Genomic DNA, 15603 nt, shown 5'->3' on the forward strand with positions numbered 1-15603 from the left:
GGGAGGGAGGAAACACCATGAGCCACGACGGCACCACGAGCCGCCCCGACATCGAGCGGCCCGCCATCGACCGCCCGGACAGCGTCTACTTCTTCGGCACCTGTCTGGTCGATCTGTTCTATCCGGAAGCCGGCATGGCCGGCATGGAGCTGCTGAAGGCGCAGGGCGTCCGCGTCGTCTTCCCGCAGGGACAGAGCTGCTGCGGCCAGCCCGCCTACAATTCCGGCTACCGGGAGGAGGCGCTGAAGGTCGCGCGCGCGCAGCTCGACTATTTCCCCGGCGACTGGCCCATCGTCGTGCCGTCGGGCTCCTGCGCCGGCATGATGAGCAAGCATTGGCCCGACCTGTTCAAGGGCGAGCCGGACGAGGCCCGCGCCCGTCAGGTGGCGTCGCGCGTGTGGGAGCTGACCCAGTTCCTCGTCCAGGTCCTCAAGGTCACGTTCGAAGACCAGGGGCCGCCGGTGAGGATCACATGGCACGCCTCCTGCCACGCCCAGCGCGAAATGGGCGTGACCGACGAGCCGAAGGCCCTGCTGCGCCAGCTCGCCAACGTCGAGCTGGTGGAACTGCAGCGCGAGAAGGAATGCTGCGGCTTCGGCGGCACCTTCGCCGTGCGCCATCCGGAGATTTCCGCGGCGATGGTCGGCGACAAGGTGGCGGACATCGAAAACACCGGGGCGAAGGCCGTGGTGTCCGGCGACTGCGGCTGCCTGATGAACATCTCCGGCGCGCTGGAGGGCGGCAAGAAACCGGTTCGCGGTGTCCACATCGCCCAGTTCCTGAAGGAGCGCACCCATGGGTGAGAGCAGCGTCAATTTCGCGAAGGCGTCCGCCGCGGCGCTTCAGGACCAGCAGCTTCGCGGCAACTTCCGCCGCGCCATGGACGGGCTGATGTCCAAGCGCGCGGTGCAGTTCGCCGACACCGCGGAATGGAACGCGGTCCGCGCGCTCGGCGCCTCGGTCCGCCTGCGCGCCCTGTCCAAGCTGCCGGAACTGCTGGAAAAGCTGGAAGCCAACTGCACGAAGAACGGCATCCAGGTCCATTGGGCCTCCACCACCGACGAGGCCAACGCCATCGTCCTGTCCATCATGCAGCGCGTGAACGCGAAGCTGGTGGTCAAGGGCAAGTCGATGGTGTCGGAGGAGATGCACCTCAACGCCTTCCTGGAAAAGCACGGCATCGAGAGCCTGGAAAGCGACCTCGGCGAATACATCGTCCAGCTTGATGAGGCGATGCCGTCGCACATCATCATGCCGGCGATCCATATGAACACCAGGCAGATCGCCCATCTGTTCAAGCAGAAGATCAAGGAAGCGGAATACACCGAGGACGTGGCCCAGCTCACCGACCTCGCCCGCCGCGTCCTGCGCAAGAAGTTCGCGACCGCCGACGTCGGCATCTCCGGCGTGAACATGGCGGTGGCGGAGACCGGCACGCTCTGCCTGGTCGAGAACGAGGGCAACGGGCGGATGAGCACCACGGTGCCGCCCGTCCACATCGCCGTCATGGGCCTGGAGAAGGTCGTGGAGAAGCTGGAGGACGTGCCGCCGGTCATCAGCCTGCTGACCCGCTCCGCCACCGCCCAGCCGATCACCACCTACGTCAACATGATCTCCAGCCCCCGCAAGGAGGGCGAGAAGGACGGCCCGAACGAGATCCATCTGGTCATCCTCGACAACGGGCGGTCGGGCATCTACGCCGACGAGGAGCTGCGCAACACGCTGCGCTGCATCCGCTGCGGCGCCTGCATGAACCATTGCCCGGTCTACACCAAGGTCGGCGGCCACGCCTATCAGGCGCCCTACCCCGGCCCCATCGGCTCGATCCTGATGCCGCAGGTGGAGGGGCTGGAAAAGCGGGGCGAGCTGCCGCACGCCTGCACCATGTGCAACGCCTGCGTCGAGATCTGCCCGGTCAAGATCCCCATCGTCGAGATCATGGGCCGCCTGCGGTCGGAGGCCGTGCACCCCGGCGACGCGGTGCGGGGCGCCGGCTCGCACGCCAGCAAGGCGGAGGCGATGGTGTGGAAGGGCTGGTCGATGACCTACGCCTCGCCGCTCGCCTACCAGTTCGCGACGGCGCTTCTGGCGAAGCTGGGCAACGCCGCCCCGACCAGCCTGCCGCTGCTGAAGGAGTGGACGAACGTGCGGGCCAAGCCGCGCTTCGCCAACCGCACGCTCCACGCCCTCGCCCGCGAGAAGGGGATTCCCGATGTCTGAGGCCCGCAACGCCATCCTGGGCAAGCTGCGCGCCGGGCGCGACGCCCACCCGCTGACCCCGCCGGAGTCCGACTTCGCCGTCCTGCGCAACAAGCGCTGGGAGGGGGCGGAACGGCTGGAGCGCATCAAGCGCATGATGGAGGCCGTGCACACGGAATTCCTTGAGACGACCGAGGCCGGCTGGCCCGCCGACGTCCAGGCCTTCCTCAAGGCGCAGGGCACCCGCAACCTGCTGTTCGGCCCGGCGACCGAGGCCGGGGCGCGCCTGTCCGCCGAATGGACGGCGGATGGACCCGAGCTGGTCCCCTACGCCGACCGGGTCGAAACCTTCAAGGAACGGCTGTTCGACGGCATCGACGCCGGCATCACCACGACGCTGGGGGCCATCGCCGACACCGGCAGCCTGATCGTCTGGCCGACGCCGGAGGAGCCGCGGCTGATGTCGCTGGTGCCGCACATGCATCTGGCGCTGCTGCGCGCCGACGCGCTGTACGACACCTTCTGGCAGGCGATGACCGAAAACCGCTGGGCCGACGGCATGCCGACCAACGCCCTGCTGATCTCCGGCCCGTCGAAGACCGCGGACATCGAGCAGACGCTGGCCTACGGCGTCCACGGGCCGAAGCGGCTGGTGGTGGTGGTCATCCGCTGACGGTGTCGGCGCTGACGGCGTCGGCGCTGACGGCGTCGGCGCTGACGGCACCGGGAGGTCAGAGGCCGGCCTTCACGCCGACGGTGTGGACCAGCACCGTCATCGTGTCGGTCGGCACCTCCACCGTCACGGGAACGACGCGCCCGCTCTCCGGCGCGCGGGCGAACCACACGGTCGCCTTGCGCTCGACCCCTTCGGCGAAGAAGCGGTCCCGGTCGCGGTCGCCCTGGAAGCCGGCCACCGGGCGGACGGTGACCGCGCAGACCTCCGCCGTTCCCGTGGCGATGCGGTAGCGCGACGACGGCAGGTCGCCCTTGCCCTGCGGCGTCATGATGATGTCGTAGCGGCGGCGCCCGTCATAGACGGGATAGCGTCCGCCGCAGCCGCCCGCCCGGCTCGCGGTGAGAATGACCGCCGCCCCGGCGCTCAACGGATCGATGCTGCCCCTCCGGCTGTCCGGCGGCACCCGAGCCGCCTTGTCGGGGCTGAGCGGCGGGTCGGCCGTCACGTCCACCCCGTCGGGGCCGAAGGTCAGCGTCATGATGTCTTGCTTGCGGCGCAGCCGGCGCTCGCCGCGGAAGCGGTCGGGCTGGGCGGCGCCGGCCTCCAGCCGGCCGGCGGACTCCGCGTGGTAGCGGAAATTGGTGAAGAGGCCGAGCCAGGGCACCGCCTCCGCCTCGAGGGCCGCCCGGTAGCGGCTGGCGCCCCCCTCCGCCTCCTCGGTCAGAACGACGCTGCCGCGCGCCAGGGAGACGCCGCCGCCATAGGCGGCGAAGTCCAGCTCCAGCGTTGCGGCCGATCCCGCCGCCGGCAGAAGAGCCAGGAGACCGGCGGCCAGGAGAACTCGCGTCACGGCGATCGCCTCACGTCGATGGTCCGCCCTCCGCGACGACCAGATCCTGGTATTCGGGGTGGCGCTGGATGTATTTGGCCACGAAGGGGCAGACCGGCACAACCTTCTGCCCGCTGGATCGCGCGTCCTCCAGCGCGCCGCGCGCGAGCGCGGAGCCGATGCCCTGCCCGGCCATGCTCTCCGGAACCTCGGTGTGGGTGAAGACGATGGCCCCGTCGCGCTTCTCGTACTCCACCACCGCGGTGGCGTCGCCCACGGTCAGCTCGTACCGGTGCTTGGCCGCGTTGTTCTTCACGTCCCCGCTCATTCCCCACCCTTTCCCATTGCGTCGAAACCGATCACCACCCCCTCGTCGGGCCGCAGGCGGAGGGCGCCGGATACCGGCTCCCCACCGCGGTCGAGATGGGTGGACAGCCGGATATGGGCAGCGCCGGGCACCGCGTCCACCATCCGCTCCGCCGCCGACAGATTCAGCAGGATGCGGAAACGGCCGCTGCCATGGCGGCGCTCGTAGACCAGGACGTCGTCCTCCGCCGACACCGGCTCGTAGCGCCCGACCGACAGGGCCGGCTCCGCCCGCCGCAGAGCCAGCAGGGCGCGGTGCAGCGCCAGCATGGAGGACGGGTCGGCCGCCTGCGCCGCCACATTCACCCGGTCATGATCGGGACCGAGCGGCAGCCAGGGCTCGCCGGTCGTGAAGCCGCCCTGCGGACCGCCGTCCCAGGGGATCGGCGTGCGCACCGGGTCGCGGCCCAGCCCCAGGCCGGGGATGTTTTTTTCCCATGGGTCCTGCACGCGGTCGGGCGGGATGGCCACGTCGGTCATCCCGATCTCGTCGCCCTGGTAGAGCGTCGGCGTGCCGCGCAGGGTCAGCAGCAGCATGGCCGCCACCCGCGCTTGGCCCCTCCCCAGCCGGCTCGCCACGCGGGACCGGTCGTGGTTGCCGAGCACCCAGTTCGGCCAGCCGCCGGGCGGCAGGGCGGCCTCGTAGGTGCGGATCAGCGCGGCCAGCGCCTTGGCCTCCCACGGGGTGGACAGCAGATGGAAGTTGAAGGGAAGCTGGAAGCCCGTCAGGTCGGCGCCGTAATAGGCCATGAGCTGGTCGATGGGCAGATAGGCCTCACCGATCAGCAGCCGGTCGGGGCCGTAGCCGTCCGCCACGCGGCGCATGGCGGCGATGGCGTCGTGCACCTCCGGCTGGTCCACGGTGTGGAGGCGGATCAGGCGGCGGACCGGCGACATGCCCTCCCGCCAGCCGGGGTTCGGCGGGTTGTCGCGGAATTGCGCGTCCTTGATCAGATGGTGGATGGCGTCCACCCGGAAGCCGTCCACCCCGCGGTCCAGCCAGACGCGCAGCGCGTCCAGCATGACCTCGCGCAGCGCCGGGTTGCGCCAGTTGAGGTCCGGTTGCTCCTTCAGATAGGCGTGGTAATAATATTGGCCGGTCGCCGCGTCCCATTCCCAGGCGCCTCCGCCGAACTCCGACAGCCAGTTGTTCGGAGGTCCCCCATCGGGGGCGGGATCGCGCCAGATGTACCAGTCGCGCTTCGGGTCGGTGCGGGAGGAGCGGCTGGCCTGGAACCACGGGTGCCGGTCGGAGCTGTGGTTGGGCACGAAATCCAGGATCAGCTTCATCCCCCGGCGGTGCAGTTCCGCCAGCAGCCGGTCGAAATCCTCCATCGTGCCGAACAGGGGATGGACGCCCGTGTAGTCCGACACGTCGTAGCCGAAATCGGCCATCGGCGACGGGTAGATCGGGGACACCCAAAGCGCGTCCACCCCAAGCGTCTGGAGATGGTCGAGCCGGGCCAGGATGCCCGGCAGGTCCCCCACCCCGTCGCCGTTCGAATCCTGGAAGGAGCGCGGGTAGATCTGATAGATCACCCCGCTCTGCCACCACGCGAAGCCGTCCGCCACGAAGCTGTCCGCCATGAGCGGGTCCTCAGCCGATCAGCAGCGACTCGGCGCCGTCGATCCAGACGGGTGTGCCGGTGATGTGCTTGGAGCGGTCCGACGCCAGGAACAGCGCCAGCTCCGCCACGTCGGCGCTGCTGCCCGGCTTGCCGCGGGTCAGCGGGATCTCGCCGTCGGGATACTCGGCGGCCTCCTCGGCCTCCGCGGTGTTGCGCGACTGGGTGTTGTCCTGGATTTCGGTGTCGATCATCCCCGGACAGATGGCGTTGACGCGGATGCGGTGCTTGGCCAGCTCCAGCGCCAGCATCTGCACCATGGCGACCTGCGCCGCCTTGGTGCAGGAATAGGCGGTGGCCCCGGCGTTGCTGAACACCCGCGTGCCGTTGATCGAGGCGGTCACCAGCACCGACCCGCCGCCCGCCTTCTTCAGATGCGGCACCGCGTGGTGCAGCGTCAGGTAGGTGCCGCGCAGGTTGATGTTGATGGTGCGGTCCCATTCCTCCGGCGTCAGTTCGTCGATGGGCGCCCAGACGCCGTTGATGCCGGCGTTGGCGAAGACGATGTCCAGCCGCTCGTATTCCTGGACCAGCCGGTCCACCGCCCGCTTCACGGCCTCGCTGTCGGCGACGTCGGCGACCAGGGGAATGGCCTTGCCGCCGGCCGCGGTGATCTCGTCGGCCGTCTTGCGGATCTCGTCCTCGGTGCGGCTGAGGACGCCGACGCTCGCCCCGGCGCTGGCGAACAGGGTGGCGGACGCCTTGCCGATGCCCGACCCGGCCCCGGTGATGAGGGCGACTTTTCCGTTCAGATCCATGATGAAACCGGCTCCGCTGCTTGTGCTGGGACAGCAGAGCCAACCGGTGGGGACCGGGGCGGTTCCCGTGTTTCTACGCGCCCGCGGCGGGTCCGCGGCGGTTGACGAGCCAGATGCCGGCACAGACCAGCAGCATCGCCGCGGCGAGGCTCACGCTGACCCGCTCGCCCAGCAGCAGGGCGCCGGACAGCACGCCGAACAGCGGCGTCAGGAAGGTGAAGGCCGACAGGCGGGCCGCCGGGTAGCGGGCGACCAGCCAGAACCAGGCGAGGTAGGAGGCGAAGGCCACCACCACGATTTGGAAGGCGAGGCAGGCCAGCGCCAGCGGGCCGGGCGCGGTCACCCCCGCCTCGCCCATCAGAAGCGAGGCCAGCGGCATCACGGCCCCGGAGGCGGCGAGCTGGTAGAACAGCACCTTGGTCGAGCTGGCCCGGACCAGCCGGCTGCCCTTGATGACCAGGGTGGTCGCCGCCCACAGCACCGCCGCGGCCAGCACCATCAGGTCGCCGATCATCTCGCGGTTGCTCGGCAGGCGCAGCCCGTCGGCGAAGGCGACCGCCACCCCGACGAAGGCGCAGGCCAGCCCGGCCGCCTGGATGCCGCGCATCCGCTCCCCCGGCAGCAGCAGATGCGCGCCGACCGACACCAGGAAGGGCGCGGTGTAGAGAAACAGGATGCTGCGTGACACCGTCGTGAAGGACAGTCCGGCATAGACCAGCAGGAACTCGCCGGCGAACAGCAGCCCGGCCAGCAGGCCCAGCCAAAGGGTCCCGTCCCGCTCGAACAGGCGCATGCCGCGCAGCGCCGCCCAGGCCCACAGCAGCGCCAGCGCGCCCAGCGAGCGCAACCCGCCCTGGAGCACCGGCGAGAAGCCGGTCATGGCGACCTTGATGGCGACCTGCTGCAGGCCCCAGAGCAGGCAGAGCAGGACCAGCGTGGCGGAGGCGGCGCCGTCCAGCTCCGCGCGGCGTTCGTTGATCGCGATGGCGGTCATGATGATGGCTGCGGCGGCGCGGCGGTCCACCGCCATCCCACCGCATGTCCTCCCCGTTTCTTTTTCCTTCGGCGTGCAGAATGGGACGGCGCCGGGAAGCCGGTCAACGAACGCCTGCGAAGGGCAGACCCGCGCACGGGCTCGCTGGCCCGATTGGACTTTTGTGCAACGCGGTACGCAGGCATGCCCATAATGCGCAGCTCCCCTCCGTTCCGTGGTTCATATTGAACGGGCAATCGACGGCGCCGCGGCGGCGGCTCTCACCCCTTCCACGACAAATCGACACCGGAAAAGGAACAGACGTGATCCACAAGATCATGGACAAGATCGACCGCGTCATCGCCCAGAAGCGCGAGAGCGGCGAGCTTGATGCTTGGCTTTCAAACGGCATGGCGCGCCGTTACTGCCAGGAACTGACGGCTTCACAGAAGCACTATTATCCCGCCTTGCTGCTGTACGTGGAACGGCGCGCCGGGATCGGTTGACGCGATGCTCACTCCGCCGCCTTGACGAGCGGTCCCTCCAGTTCCGACCGGCGGGAGCGCAGGGCGGCGAGCTTCGCCTCGAGCTTGCGGATCTTCTTGTCGAGCTTCTTCGCGCGCTTGCCGTCCTTCTTGGAGACGGTGCCGCCGCGCGCGGCGATGCGGGCGTTGATCGCCGCCTTCGTCTCGTCCGGCAGGCGTTTCCAGTGCTTCACCTCCGCGCGGGTGCGGAAGCAGCCCATGCAGCGGTCCGCCACGTCGAAGCGGCAGAGCTTCGTGCAGGGATTGCGGGTGTCGTGCGTGCTCATAGCGCCATAGGATGGGTGCGGCAGGGTCGAAGGAAAAGCCCCGAAGCGTTGGCAGTCACCGCGATTTACCCTTCGCGACGCTCTTCCGTAACGAGAGAGATCTGCGTTCCGCACGGCGTATCGTTGTGCCACACCTATTCATGGTAGCGAGCGCTTTCTATCGTGGGTTTAATTTGCTAAAAGGGCGAGCAAGGATTCATGTGCTGACTTAAAGGGTGAAGAAATGGCCACGACCATTGCGAAGCTGTCCATCGCCGCGACCTCGCCATCGCAGGCGGAGGGCAACTCCGGGTCGACGCCATTCACCTTCACGGTGACGCGCACGGGCGACACCTCGGGCAACTCCTCGGTCGACTACCGAGTGATTGGCTCCCTACTCGTGGCCGGCAGCGAAAGCGAAGCCGATGCGGCCGACTTCGTCGGCGGCGAGTTTCCAAAAGGCACGGTGACCTTCGCTGCGGGCGAGACTTCGAAGACGATCACCATCAACGTCGCGGGCGATGCCGATGCCGAGGTCAACGAGGGCTTTGCCGTCGTCCTGATCGACCCGGTCGGCGCGATCACCGGCGCCGATAACGTTGCCCACGGCCTCATCCTCAACGACGACAGCGGCTCACCGCCGCCAAAGCTGTCCATCGCCGCGACCTCGCCATCGCAGGTGGAGGGCAACTCCGGATCGACGCCATTCACCTTCACGGTGACGCGCTCGGGCGACACCTCGGGCAACTCCTCGGTCGACTACCGAGTGATCGGAACCATTCTTGCGCCCGGCAGCGAAAGCGAAGCCGATGCTGCCGACTTCGTCGGCGGCGTTCTTCCGAGGGGCACGGTGAGCTTCGCTGCGGGCGAGACTTCGAAGACGATCACCATCAACGTCGCGGGCGATGCCGATGCCGAGGTCAACGAGGGCTTTGCCGTCGTCCTGATCGACCCGGTCGGTGCGATCACCGGCGCCGATAACGTTGCCCGCGGCCTCATCCTCAACGACGACAGCGGCTCACCGCCGCCAAAGCTGTCCATCGCCGCGACCTCGCCAGCACAGGTGGAGGGCAACTCCGGGTCGACGCCATTCACCTTCACGGTGACGCGCTCGGGCGACACCTCGGGCATCTCCTCGGTCGACTACCGAGTGATCGGAACCATTCTTGCGCCCGGCAGCGAAAGCGAAGCCAACGCGGCCGACTTTGTCGGCGGAGTGTTTCCAAAAGGCACGGTGACCTTCGCCGCGGGCGAGACCTCGAAGACGATCACCATCAACGTCGCGGGCGATGCCGATGCCGAGGTCAACGAGGGCTTTGCCGTCGTCCTGATCGACCCGGTCGGCGCGATCACCGGCGCCGATAACGTTGCCCGCGGCCTCATCCTCAACGACGACGCTATGGCACCGCGCCGCTGGCGGGGGCCGGATTTCACGGGCGACGGGACGTCGGACATTCTCCTGCGGAATGGGACGACGGGCCAGCTCGCGGTGTGGAGCATGGCGAACTTCGCGGCGTCGGGGGCGGTGGTCGGGGCGGTGGCGCCGGTGGACTGGCAGGTTCAGGGGCTGGGCGACTTCGACGGGGACGGCAAGGCCGACCTGCTCTACCGTCACACCGGCAGCGGCGACATCGCGGTGTGGACGATGGACGGGGCGTCGGTGAAGAGCGCCGCGTTGGTGGGGAGCAGCCTGGACCCGCGGTGGAGCGCGGTGGCGACGGGCGACTTCACCGGCGACGGCAAGACCGACATCCTGTGGCGCAACAGCGAGACCACCGAGGTCGGGCTGTGGGAGATGAACGGGACGACGGTGACCCGCGCCGCGGCCTTCGGGTCGATCCCGTCGGAGTGGGTGGCGGTGGGGGCCGCCGACCTGACCGGCGACGGCAAGGCCGACATCGTCTGGCAGAACACCCGGACCAACGACACCGGACTGTGGGAGATGGACGGCACCACGGTGGTGCGCACCGGGCTGATCGCGTCGAACAGCGACGCCAACTGGCGGATCGGCGGTCTGGCCGACCTGGACGGCGACGGCAAAACCGACCTGGTCTGGCGCAACCAGGCCACCGGCCAGGTCGGTCTGTGGAAGATGGACGGCTTCACCGTCACCCAGGCCAAGGTGCTCGACAGCATCCCCGACGAGTGGGCGATCGCCGGCACCGGCGACTATGACGGCGACGGGCGCGTCGACATCCTGTGGCGCAACGGCCTGGACGGCACCATCGCCGCCTGGCGCTCCGTCGATCAGAACGGCGCCATCGGCGCCGACCCCAGGGTCATCGCCAACGCCGCCGGCTGGGACCCCGTCCGCATGGCCGGAACCCTCGCCGGAGCCGGATGAGCCGGGTGAATGAAATCCGATCCAAGTTGCGTTCTGGCAAGGAGGCCAGCCCGCAGGGCGGCACGGCCTCCCCTGGGCTGGATTTTGCGTAAGCGGCTGATCGCGATTGTGGCTCAACCTCCGCTGACCGCTCCCGCGAACGATCAAAGATATCAGGCCCCAGGAATTCAGGGCGTCACGCGCCCGGACAGGCAAGAGGCCCGCGCCCGCTCGTCCACCGCCGCCGCCGCGGCGCCGGCGGCCCCCTCCCCACCATAAAGCGCGGCGGGAAGCGGCCGTCCGGTGGACTCGCCCTCCTTGCGATGCCAGGACAGGATGCAGGAGCAGACCCGCACCGCCGCCTCGGTGGAGCCGGTGTTCTGCGCGGCGAAGGGGCTGGCCTCGCAGGCCGCGAGGAAATCCCGGTTCGCGTCGCTCCGCCCGCCGTCCGGCGGGTCGCCGCTGAACAGCAGCAGCGCCGCCAGCGATGCGAAGAAAAAGACGAACAGCAGAGAGCGCGGGTTGCGGAACACGGACGAAGGCCTCCCCTTATGCCGAACGCACCTGTTTGAGGAACGCGCCGGCCTGCTCGCGCAGGGCCAGCGCCTGCCGGCCGAGGTCGGCGGCGGCGGACCGCACTTCCGACGCCATGGCGCCGGTCTCGTGGGCGGAGGCCGACACGTCGCGGATGCTGTGGGTCACCTCCGACGTGCGGTCGGCGGCGCGCTGGACGCTGCGGGCGATCGCGCCCGTGGTGGCGTTCTGGCGGTCGGCGGCCCCGGCGATGCGACCCACCAGGTCGTTGACCGCGACCACCGTGCGCCCGATGCCGCCGATGGCCGTCACCGCGCTGCCGGTCACCGCCTGGATCTCCGCGACCTGCTGGGCGATCTCGTCGGTCGCCCTGGCCGTCTGGTTGGCGAGCCCCTTGACCTCGTTGGCGACCACGGCGAAGCCCTTGCCGGCCTCGCCCGCCCGCGCCGCCTCGATGGTGGCGTTCAGCGCCAGCAGGTTGGTCTGCGCGGCGATGCTCTGGATCAGCGTCACCACCTCCCCGATCTTGCCGGCGGCGGCGGCCAGCCCTTCGACCGTGTGGTTGGTGCGCTCCACCTCCTCAACCGCGTTGCGGACCATGCGGGAGGACTCGTCGATCTGGCGCGACACCTCGACGATGGAGGCCGTCAGCTCCTCGGTGGCGCCGGCCACGGACCGCACGTCGTCGCTGGCCTCGCCCGCCGCGCCGCTGACCGCGGCGGCCCGTTCGCTGCCGTTCTCGGCGATGCCGTGCAGGCGCTGCGCGTTGGCTTCGAGCTGGGCCGTGGTGGCGCTCAATGTCTCGACAACGCTCAGCATCGTACCCTCGAAGCTGCGGGCGACCGAATCCAGCGCGTCGCGGCGGTCCCGCTCGGCGCGGGCCCGCTCCTCCGCCTGGGCGGCGTCGAGCCGGGCCACCCGCTGCGCGTTCTCCTTGAAGACGCTCAGAGCTTGGGCCATGCCGCCGATCTCGTCCTTGCGGCCCAGCGCCGGCACCTCCACCGACAGGTTGCCCGTCGCCAGCCGCTCCATCGCGCCGCGCATGGCGGACAGCGGGCGGAAGATGCGCCGCGACAGCAGCAGGCTGCCGCCGGCCACCAGCAGCGTCACCACGGCGCCCAGCCCGCCGATCATCGTCTGGGTGTCGCGGATCGGGGCAAAGAACTCCGCCCTCGGCACGCCGACATAGAGCACCCCGACCACCTTGCCCGAGCGGTCCTTGATCGGGTCGTAGGCGGTGTAGAAGGGGACGCCCAGGATGTCGGCCTGCCCGCGGTACGGCTCCCCCCGGACCAGCACGGCGTCGTAGACCGGACCCTTGGCCAAGGTGGTGCCGACGGCGCGGCTGCCGTCCGGCTTCTGGACGTTGGTGGTGACGCGCGTGTCGCCCATGAACAGGGTGGCGGTGCCGCCGACCAGCGCCTTCACCCGGTCCACCGGCTCGAAGAATCCGTTCAACGCGCGGTTGCCGGCGTACAGCGCGCCGTCGTGGACGCTGATGTCGCGCCCGTACTGGTTCAGCACGTCCCAGGCGACGCGCATGTTGGTTTCCTGCCGTTCGACCGCCATGCGCTCGGCGTAGCGGCTCAACAACGTTTCGTTGACAGCGAAGGTGGCGCTCGTCAACACTGCCAACCCACCGACACACAGCGTCACCGTCTTGCCCGAAAGCGACAGCGAGCCGATCCCCGTCAGCAACCCCATGGCGAACCCCCGCCCCCAATGATGCCCAGTGACTCCCAGCGTTTCGCACCCCAACGAAACGCCGCGGCATAAAAGCGTCAGAGGCTCTTAACAAATCGTTCCGCACCGCACCATACCCCGCCCCCGGCGGAGCACGGCGTGTGCCTTTTTAGAGCGATTCAAATATATATGAATAGCTGTTCATATAGATTGACACGCACAGTCGCCGGCGCTACGGTCCCGCTCGTCATTGGGGAGTAGCCACCCTCCAGCGAGAGGGGCGCGCGCCAACAGACTCGGGGCCATCCTGCTTCAGGCCGTCCCGTGGCGCACGCGGCAGCCGGACAGCGTCCGGCCGGTTCGGCAAGACCGATGGTGCGGACGCTCCCGAAGGCCAACCGGGGGTAGCCGTGCTGTCGTGTCCGTTTGGCCGGAGCCTGTTGTCATGCTCGGTGTGACCTCCCTCGTCCTCGCCGTCAGCCTTTCCATGGACAGCTTCGCCGCGGCGCTCGGCCGCGGCGCCGTTCAGAAGCGTCCCGGCCTGTCCGAGGCGTTGCGGGTCGGTTTCGCCTTCGGCGCCTGCCAGCTGTCGATGGCTTCCATCGGCTGGGCGGTGGGGTCGGCCTTCGCCGGCTTCGTCCAGGCCATCGACCACTGGATCGCCTTCGGCCTGCTGCTGCTGATCGGCGGCTCGATGATCCGCAACGCGCTCGCCGGGGAAGAGGACGACGAGGCGGCCGCCGCCCGGTCGGGCTGGCTGGCCCTGCTGACCGTGGCGGTGGCAACCAGCATCGACGCCAGCGCGGTGGGGGTGGGCCTCGCCATGGCGGATGTGAACATCGCGGTCACGGCCAGCCTGATCGGTGTCGTCACCTTCCTCATGGGCTTCGGCGGCGTCCTGCTGGGCCGGGCCGCCGGCCCGCTGCTGGGGCGCCGCGCGGAGCTGATCGGCGGCTTCGGCCTGCTCGCCATCGGCACCAAGATCCTGGTCGAGCACACCCTGCTGTAACGCCCAACCGTCGGCGGTTGCCGTTTTCAGGCGGCGACCGCCTGGATGATGTGGCCGGCGGCCGCCGCGGTCACCGTCTGGGCGAGCAATCCAGGACGCTCCTGGACCCGGTCGCAGACCGCGCTGAAGTCGATGGACAGCGCCCGCTCACCGCGATCGCTCAGTTCGCGGCAACGCCGCCCGGCATGCTCCAGCGTCGCCACGGCGGCCCGGATGACCCCGGCCCCGATCTTCAACCGGCTGGCCCGGGCGGCCTCGGCGATGCGCGGCTCGTTCTGCGCCAACCAATGCAACAGCCCCTGCGCAGCCACCGCGAACTCCCGCTCCAGCGCCGCCGGGTCATACAGCACCGCGCCGTTGGGCAGATGCAGCCGTCCGTTGGCCGACGGGAGCGACAGCGCCGCCGCGATGATCGCGGAGGCCAGCTCCTGCCCGGAAAAAGGCGCCGTCATACACTCGTTCATTGGTTCGCTCTCCAGCAAGGCCCGGCGCCCAGTCAGGGCACGGACAGTTGCGCGCGGGCCATGCCGCCGTGCAGCGTGTCGAAGCAGACCACGCACTCCGGCGAGTCGGCGATGTAGGCCAGAACGTCCGCATAGGGGCCGTCGATGTGGATGAGTTCCGCCCCGCGATCCTCCGCCGCGCCGCGGCTGTGGGTGATCGTCAGCATGTCCATGCGCGGGCCGCGCCCGCCGGTGGTCGCCGCCAGAACCGCCGCCCGCTGCCGATGGTCGGGGCGCAGGGCGACCACGACGCCGGCGGGAGCGGCATCGTCGGCGCCGCGGACGGCGTTCGGGCGGCTTCCGGGACGGACGGCGGAGAGGGTCTTGACCATGGCTCACCTCAAGGGCTCGGGCTGGCGATACGGAGGACGGTCCGCCTTGGCGGAAGGGGCTGACAATCGCCCCGCCTCACTGTTGGTATACCGTATCCCAGAACAATCTTAGCTTCAAGGGCGATTTCGCGAAATTTTCATCCCGCTCTGCAGCACGCCACCCTTTGACCCCAGATGCCGGGCGGCTTTTCCGCAGGGAGGAAAAGCATAGCCTCCGCGCTGGACAGGCGGGCATGGACGTGCTCAGAGGGTAGGGTCGGTCACTGTCACGGGAATCGGTCCATGGACCCGGTCGCCACTTCCGTCATCCTCGTCCACGGCGCCTTCGCGGACGGCTCCGCCTGGAGCCGCGTGATCCCCCTGCTCCAGGCCCAGGGGCTTGAGGCGATCGCCGTGCAGAATCCGCTGACCTCGCTGGACGAGGATGTCGCCCACGTGCAGCGGGCCATCGACCGCGCCAAGGGGCCAGTGGTGCTGGTCGGCCATTCCTGGGGCGGGGCGGTGATCACCCAGATCGGGAATCAGGACAAGGTGAAGGCGCTGGTCTATGTGGCGGCCTTCGCGCCGGGGGTCGGCCAGTCGCCGAACGACACGCTGAAGCCCTTCCCGCCCTCGCCCGGCCTGTCCAGCGTGTCGATGGACCGCGCGGGTTATCTGCATTTGTCGGCGGAGAGCCTTGCGGCGAACTTCGCCCAGGATGTGCCGGCGGCGGAGGCGGCGCTGCTGGCCGCGACGCAGGGGCCGGTCCATGCCGGCTGCTTCCGCACGCGGGTGACCGCCGCGGCGTGGGAGCACAAGCCATCCTGGTACATCGTCGCCGGCGAGGACCGGATGCTTCCCCCGGCTTTTCTGCGGGCGACCGCCGAGCGCATCGGCGCGCGGACGGTGGAGGTCGGGGCCAGCCACATCCCGCACGCCTCCCGGCCCGACGCGGTGGCGGCGGTGATCATCGAGGCGGCGGGCGCCCGCTGACGGGCCGCCGACCGCTCCCGGTCACGGTGTC

Annotated in this window: 17 protein-coding genes and 1 riboswitch; of the genes, 7 read left to right on the top strand and 10 right to left on the bottom strand. The window is 69.4% G+C overall.

Annotation, left to right across the window (positions count from 1 at the left end; genetic code table 11):
- Positions 1–17 precede the first annotated feature (17 nt).
- The 3 genes from ABVN73_RS23265 to ABVN73_RS23275 are packed head-to-tail and all read left to right on the top strand — an operon-like array spanning position 18 to position 2872.
- Positions 18–803, top strand: a complete 786-nt coding sequence (locus ABVN73_RS23265; RefSeq protein WP_353860964.1) for a (Fe-S)-binding protein — start codon at positions 18–20, stop codon at positions 801–803.
- On the top strand, positions 796–2220 hold the full coding sequence (locus ABVN73_RS23270) for a LutB/LldF family L-lactate oxidation iron-sulfur protein (RefSeq protein WP_353860965.1): 1425 nt from the start codon (positions 796–798) through the stop codon (positions 2218–2220). The genes ABVN73_RS23265 and ABVN73_RS23270 overlap by 8 nt, the downstream gene beginning before the upstream one ends.
- Positions 2213–2872 carry a lactate utilization protein gene (locus ABVN73_RS23275; RefSeq protein ID WP_353860966.1) on the top strand — a complete coding sequence of 220 codons (660 nt, stop codon included), beginning with the start codon at positions 2213–2215 and terminating at the stop codon, positions 2870–2872. Before ABVN73_RS23270 ends, ABVN73_RS23275 begins: the two co-directional genes overlap by 8 nt.
- Before the next feature lie 58 nt (positions 2873–2930).
- On the opposite strand, the gene ABVN73_RS23280 is transcribed toward ABVN73_RS23275, so the two are convergent.
- From ABVN73_RS23280 to ABVN73_RS23300, 5 genes are all read right to left on the bottom strand, one after another.
- The gene (locus ABVN73_RS23280) at positions 2931–3725 is read right to left on the bottom strand and encodes a DUF3108 domain-containing protein (protein ID WP_353860967.1); all 795 of its coding nucleotides are present in this window, start codon (positions 3723–3725) and stop codon (positions 2931–2933) included.
- A 10-nt stretch (positions 3726–3735) separates the two neighbouring features.
- Positions 3736–4032: a GNAT family N-acetyltransferase gene (locus ABVN73_RS23285; RefSeq protein WP_353860968.1), complete on the bottom strand. Its 297-nt coding sequence runs from the start codon at positions 4030–4032 to the stop codon at positions 3736–3738.
- Positions 4029–5657 carry an alpha-amylase family glycosyl hydrolase gene (locus ABVN73_RS23290; protein WP_353860969.1) on the bottom strand — a complete coding sequence of 543 codons (1629 nt, stop codon included), beginning with the start codon at positions 5655–5657 and terminating at the stop codon, positions 4029–4031. The genes ABVN73_RS23285 and ABVN73_RS23290 overlap by 4 nt, the downstream gene beginning before the upstream one ends.
- A gap of 10 nt (positions 5658–5667) precedes the next feature.
- Complete coding sequence (locus ABVN73_RS23295) at positions 5668–6453, bottom strand: SDR family NAD(P)-dependent oxidoreductase (RefSeq protein WP_353860970.1); 786 nt, start codon at positions 6451–6453, stop codon at positions 5668–5670.
- A 73-nt stretch (positions 6454–6526) separates the two neighbouring features.
- The gene (locus ABVN73_RS23300; RefSeq protein WP_353861433.1) at positions 6527–7447 is read right to left on the bottom strand and encodes a DMT family transporter; all 921 of its coding nucleotides are present in this window, start codon (positions 7445–7447) and stop codon (positions 6527–6529) included.
- 302 nt (positions 7448–7749) lie between these two features.
- Between ABVN73_RS23300 and ABVN73_RS23305 the strand changes: the two genes are divergently transcribed.
- The gene (locus ABVN73_RS23305; RefSeq protein ID WP_353860971.1) at positions 7750–7932 is read left to right on the top strand and encodes a hypothetical protein; all 183 of its coding nucleotides are present in this window, start codon (positions 7750–7752) and stop codon (positions 7930–7932) included.
- A gap of 8 nt (positions 7933–7940) precedes the next feature.
- Here the strand turns inward: ABVN73_RS23305 and ABVN73_RS23310 are convergent, their stop codons facing one another.
- The gene (locus ABVN73_RS23310) at positions 7941–8237 is read right to left on the bottom strand and encodes a DUF1289 domain-containing protein (RefSeq protein ID WP_353860972.1); all 297 of its coding nucleotides are present in this window, start codon (positions 8235–8237) and stop codon (positions 7941–7943) included.
- A 223-nt stretch (positions 8238–8460) separates the two neighbouring features.
- Here ABVN73_RS23310 and ABVN73_RS23315 point away from each other — a divergent pair, with 223 nt between their 5' ends.
- The gene (locus tag ABVN73_RS23315) at positions 8461–10560 is read left to right on the top strand and encodes an FG-GAP-like repeat-containing protein (RefSeq protein ID WP_353860973.1); all 2100 of its coding nucleotides are present in this window, start codon (positions 8461–8463) and stop codon (positions 10558–10560) included.
- A gap of 167 nt (positions 10561–10727) precedes the next feature.
- On the opposite strand, the gene ABVN73_RS23320 is transcribed toward ABVN73_RS23315, so the two are convergent.
- Together ABVN73_RS23320 and ABVN73_RS23325 are read right to left on the bottom strand one after the other, a co-directional pair.
- The gene (locus tag ABVN73_RS23320) at positions 10728–11072 is read right to left on the bottom strand and encodes a hypothetical protein (RefSeq protein WP_353860974.1); all 345 of its coding nucleotides are present in this window, start codon (positions 11070–11072) and stop codon (positions 10728–10730) included.
- A 16-nt stretch (positions 11073–11088) separates the two neighbouring features.
- On the bottom strand, positions 11089–12777 hold the full coding sequence (locus tag ABVN73_RS23325; protein WP_353860975.1) for a methyl-accepting chemotaxis protein: 1689 nt from the start codon (positions 12775–12777) through the stop codon (positions 11089–11091).
- Positions 12778–12996: 219 nt separating this feature from the next.
- Positions 12997–13198: riboswitch (yybP-ykoY riboswitch) on the top strand.
- Positions 13199–13201: 3 nt separating this feature from the next.
- Between ABVN73_RS23325 and ABVN73_RS23330 the strand changes: the two genes are divergently transcribed.
- The gene (locus ABVN73_RS23330; protein WP_353860976.1) at positions 13202–13765 is read left to right on the top strand and encodes a manganese efflux pump MntP family protein; all 564 of its coding nucleotides are present in this window, start codon (positions 13202–13204) and stop codon (positions 13763–13765) included.
- A gap of 26 nt (positions 13766–13791) precedes the next feature.
- On the opposite strand, the gene ABVN73_RS23335 is transcribed toward ABVN73_RS23330, so the two are convergent.
- A complete protein-coding gene (locus ABVN73_RS23335; protein ID WP_353860977.1) occupies positions 13792–14217 on the bottom strand; it encodes a hypothetical protein in 426 nt (141 codons plus the stop codon).
- A 44-nt stretch (positions 14218–14261) separates the two neighbouring features.
- Positions 14262–14600 carry a hypothetical protein gene (locus ABVN73_RS23340; protein ID WP_353860978.1) on the bottom strand — a complete coding sequence of 113 codons (339 nt, stop codon included), beginning with the start codon at positions 14598–14600 and terminating at the stop codon, positions 14262–14264.
- 282 nt (positions 14601–14882) lie between these two features.
- Between ABVN73_RS23340 and ABVN73_RS23345 the strand changes: the two genes are divergently transcribed.
- Positions 14883–15572 carry an alpha/beta hydrolase gene (locus ABVN73_RS23345; RefSeq protein ID WP_353860979.1) on the top strand — a complete coding sequence of 230 codons (690 nt, stop codon included), beginning with the start codon at positions 14883–14885 and terminating at the stop codon, positions 15570–15572.
- Positions 15573–15603 lie beyond the last annotated feature (31 nt).

Origin of the sequence: Azospirillum formosense, from assembly GCF_040500525.1 — a bacterium.
Classification (GTDB): Bacteria; Pseudomonadota; Alphaproteobacteria; order Azospirillales; family Azospirillaceae; genus Azospirillum; species Azospirillum formosense_A.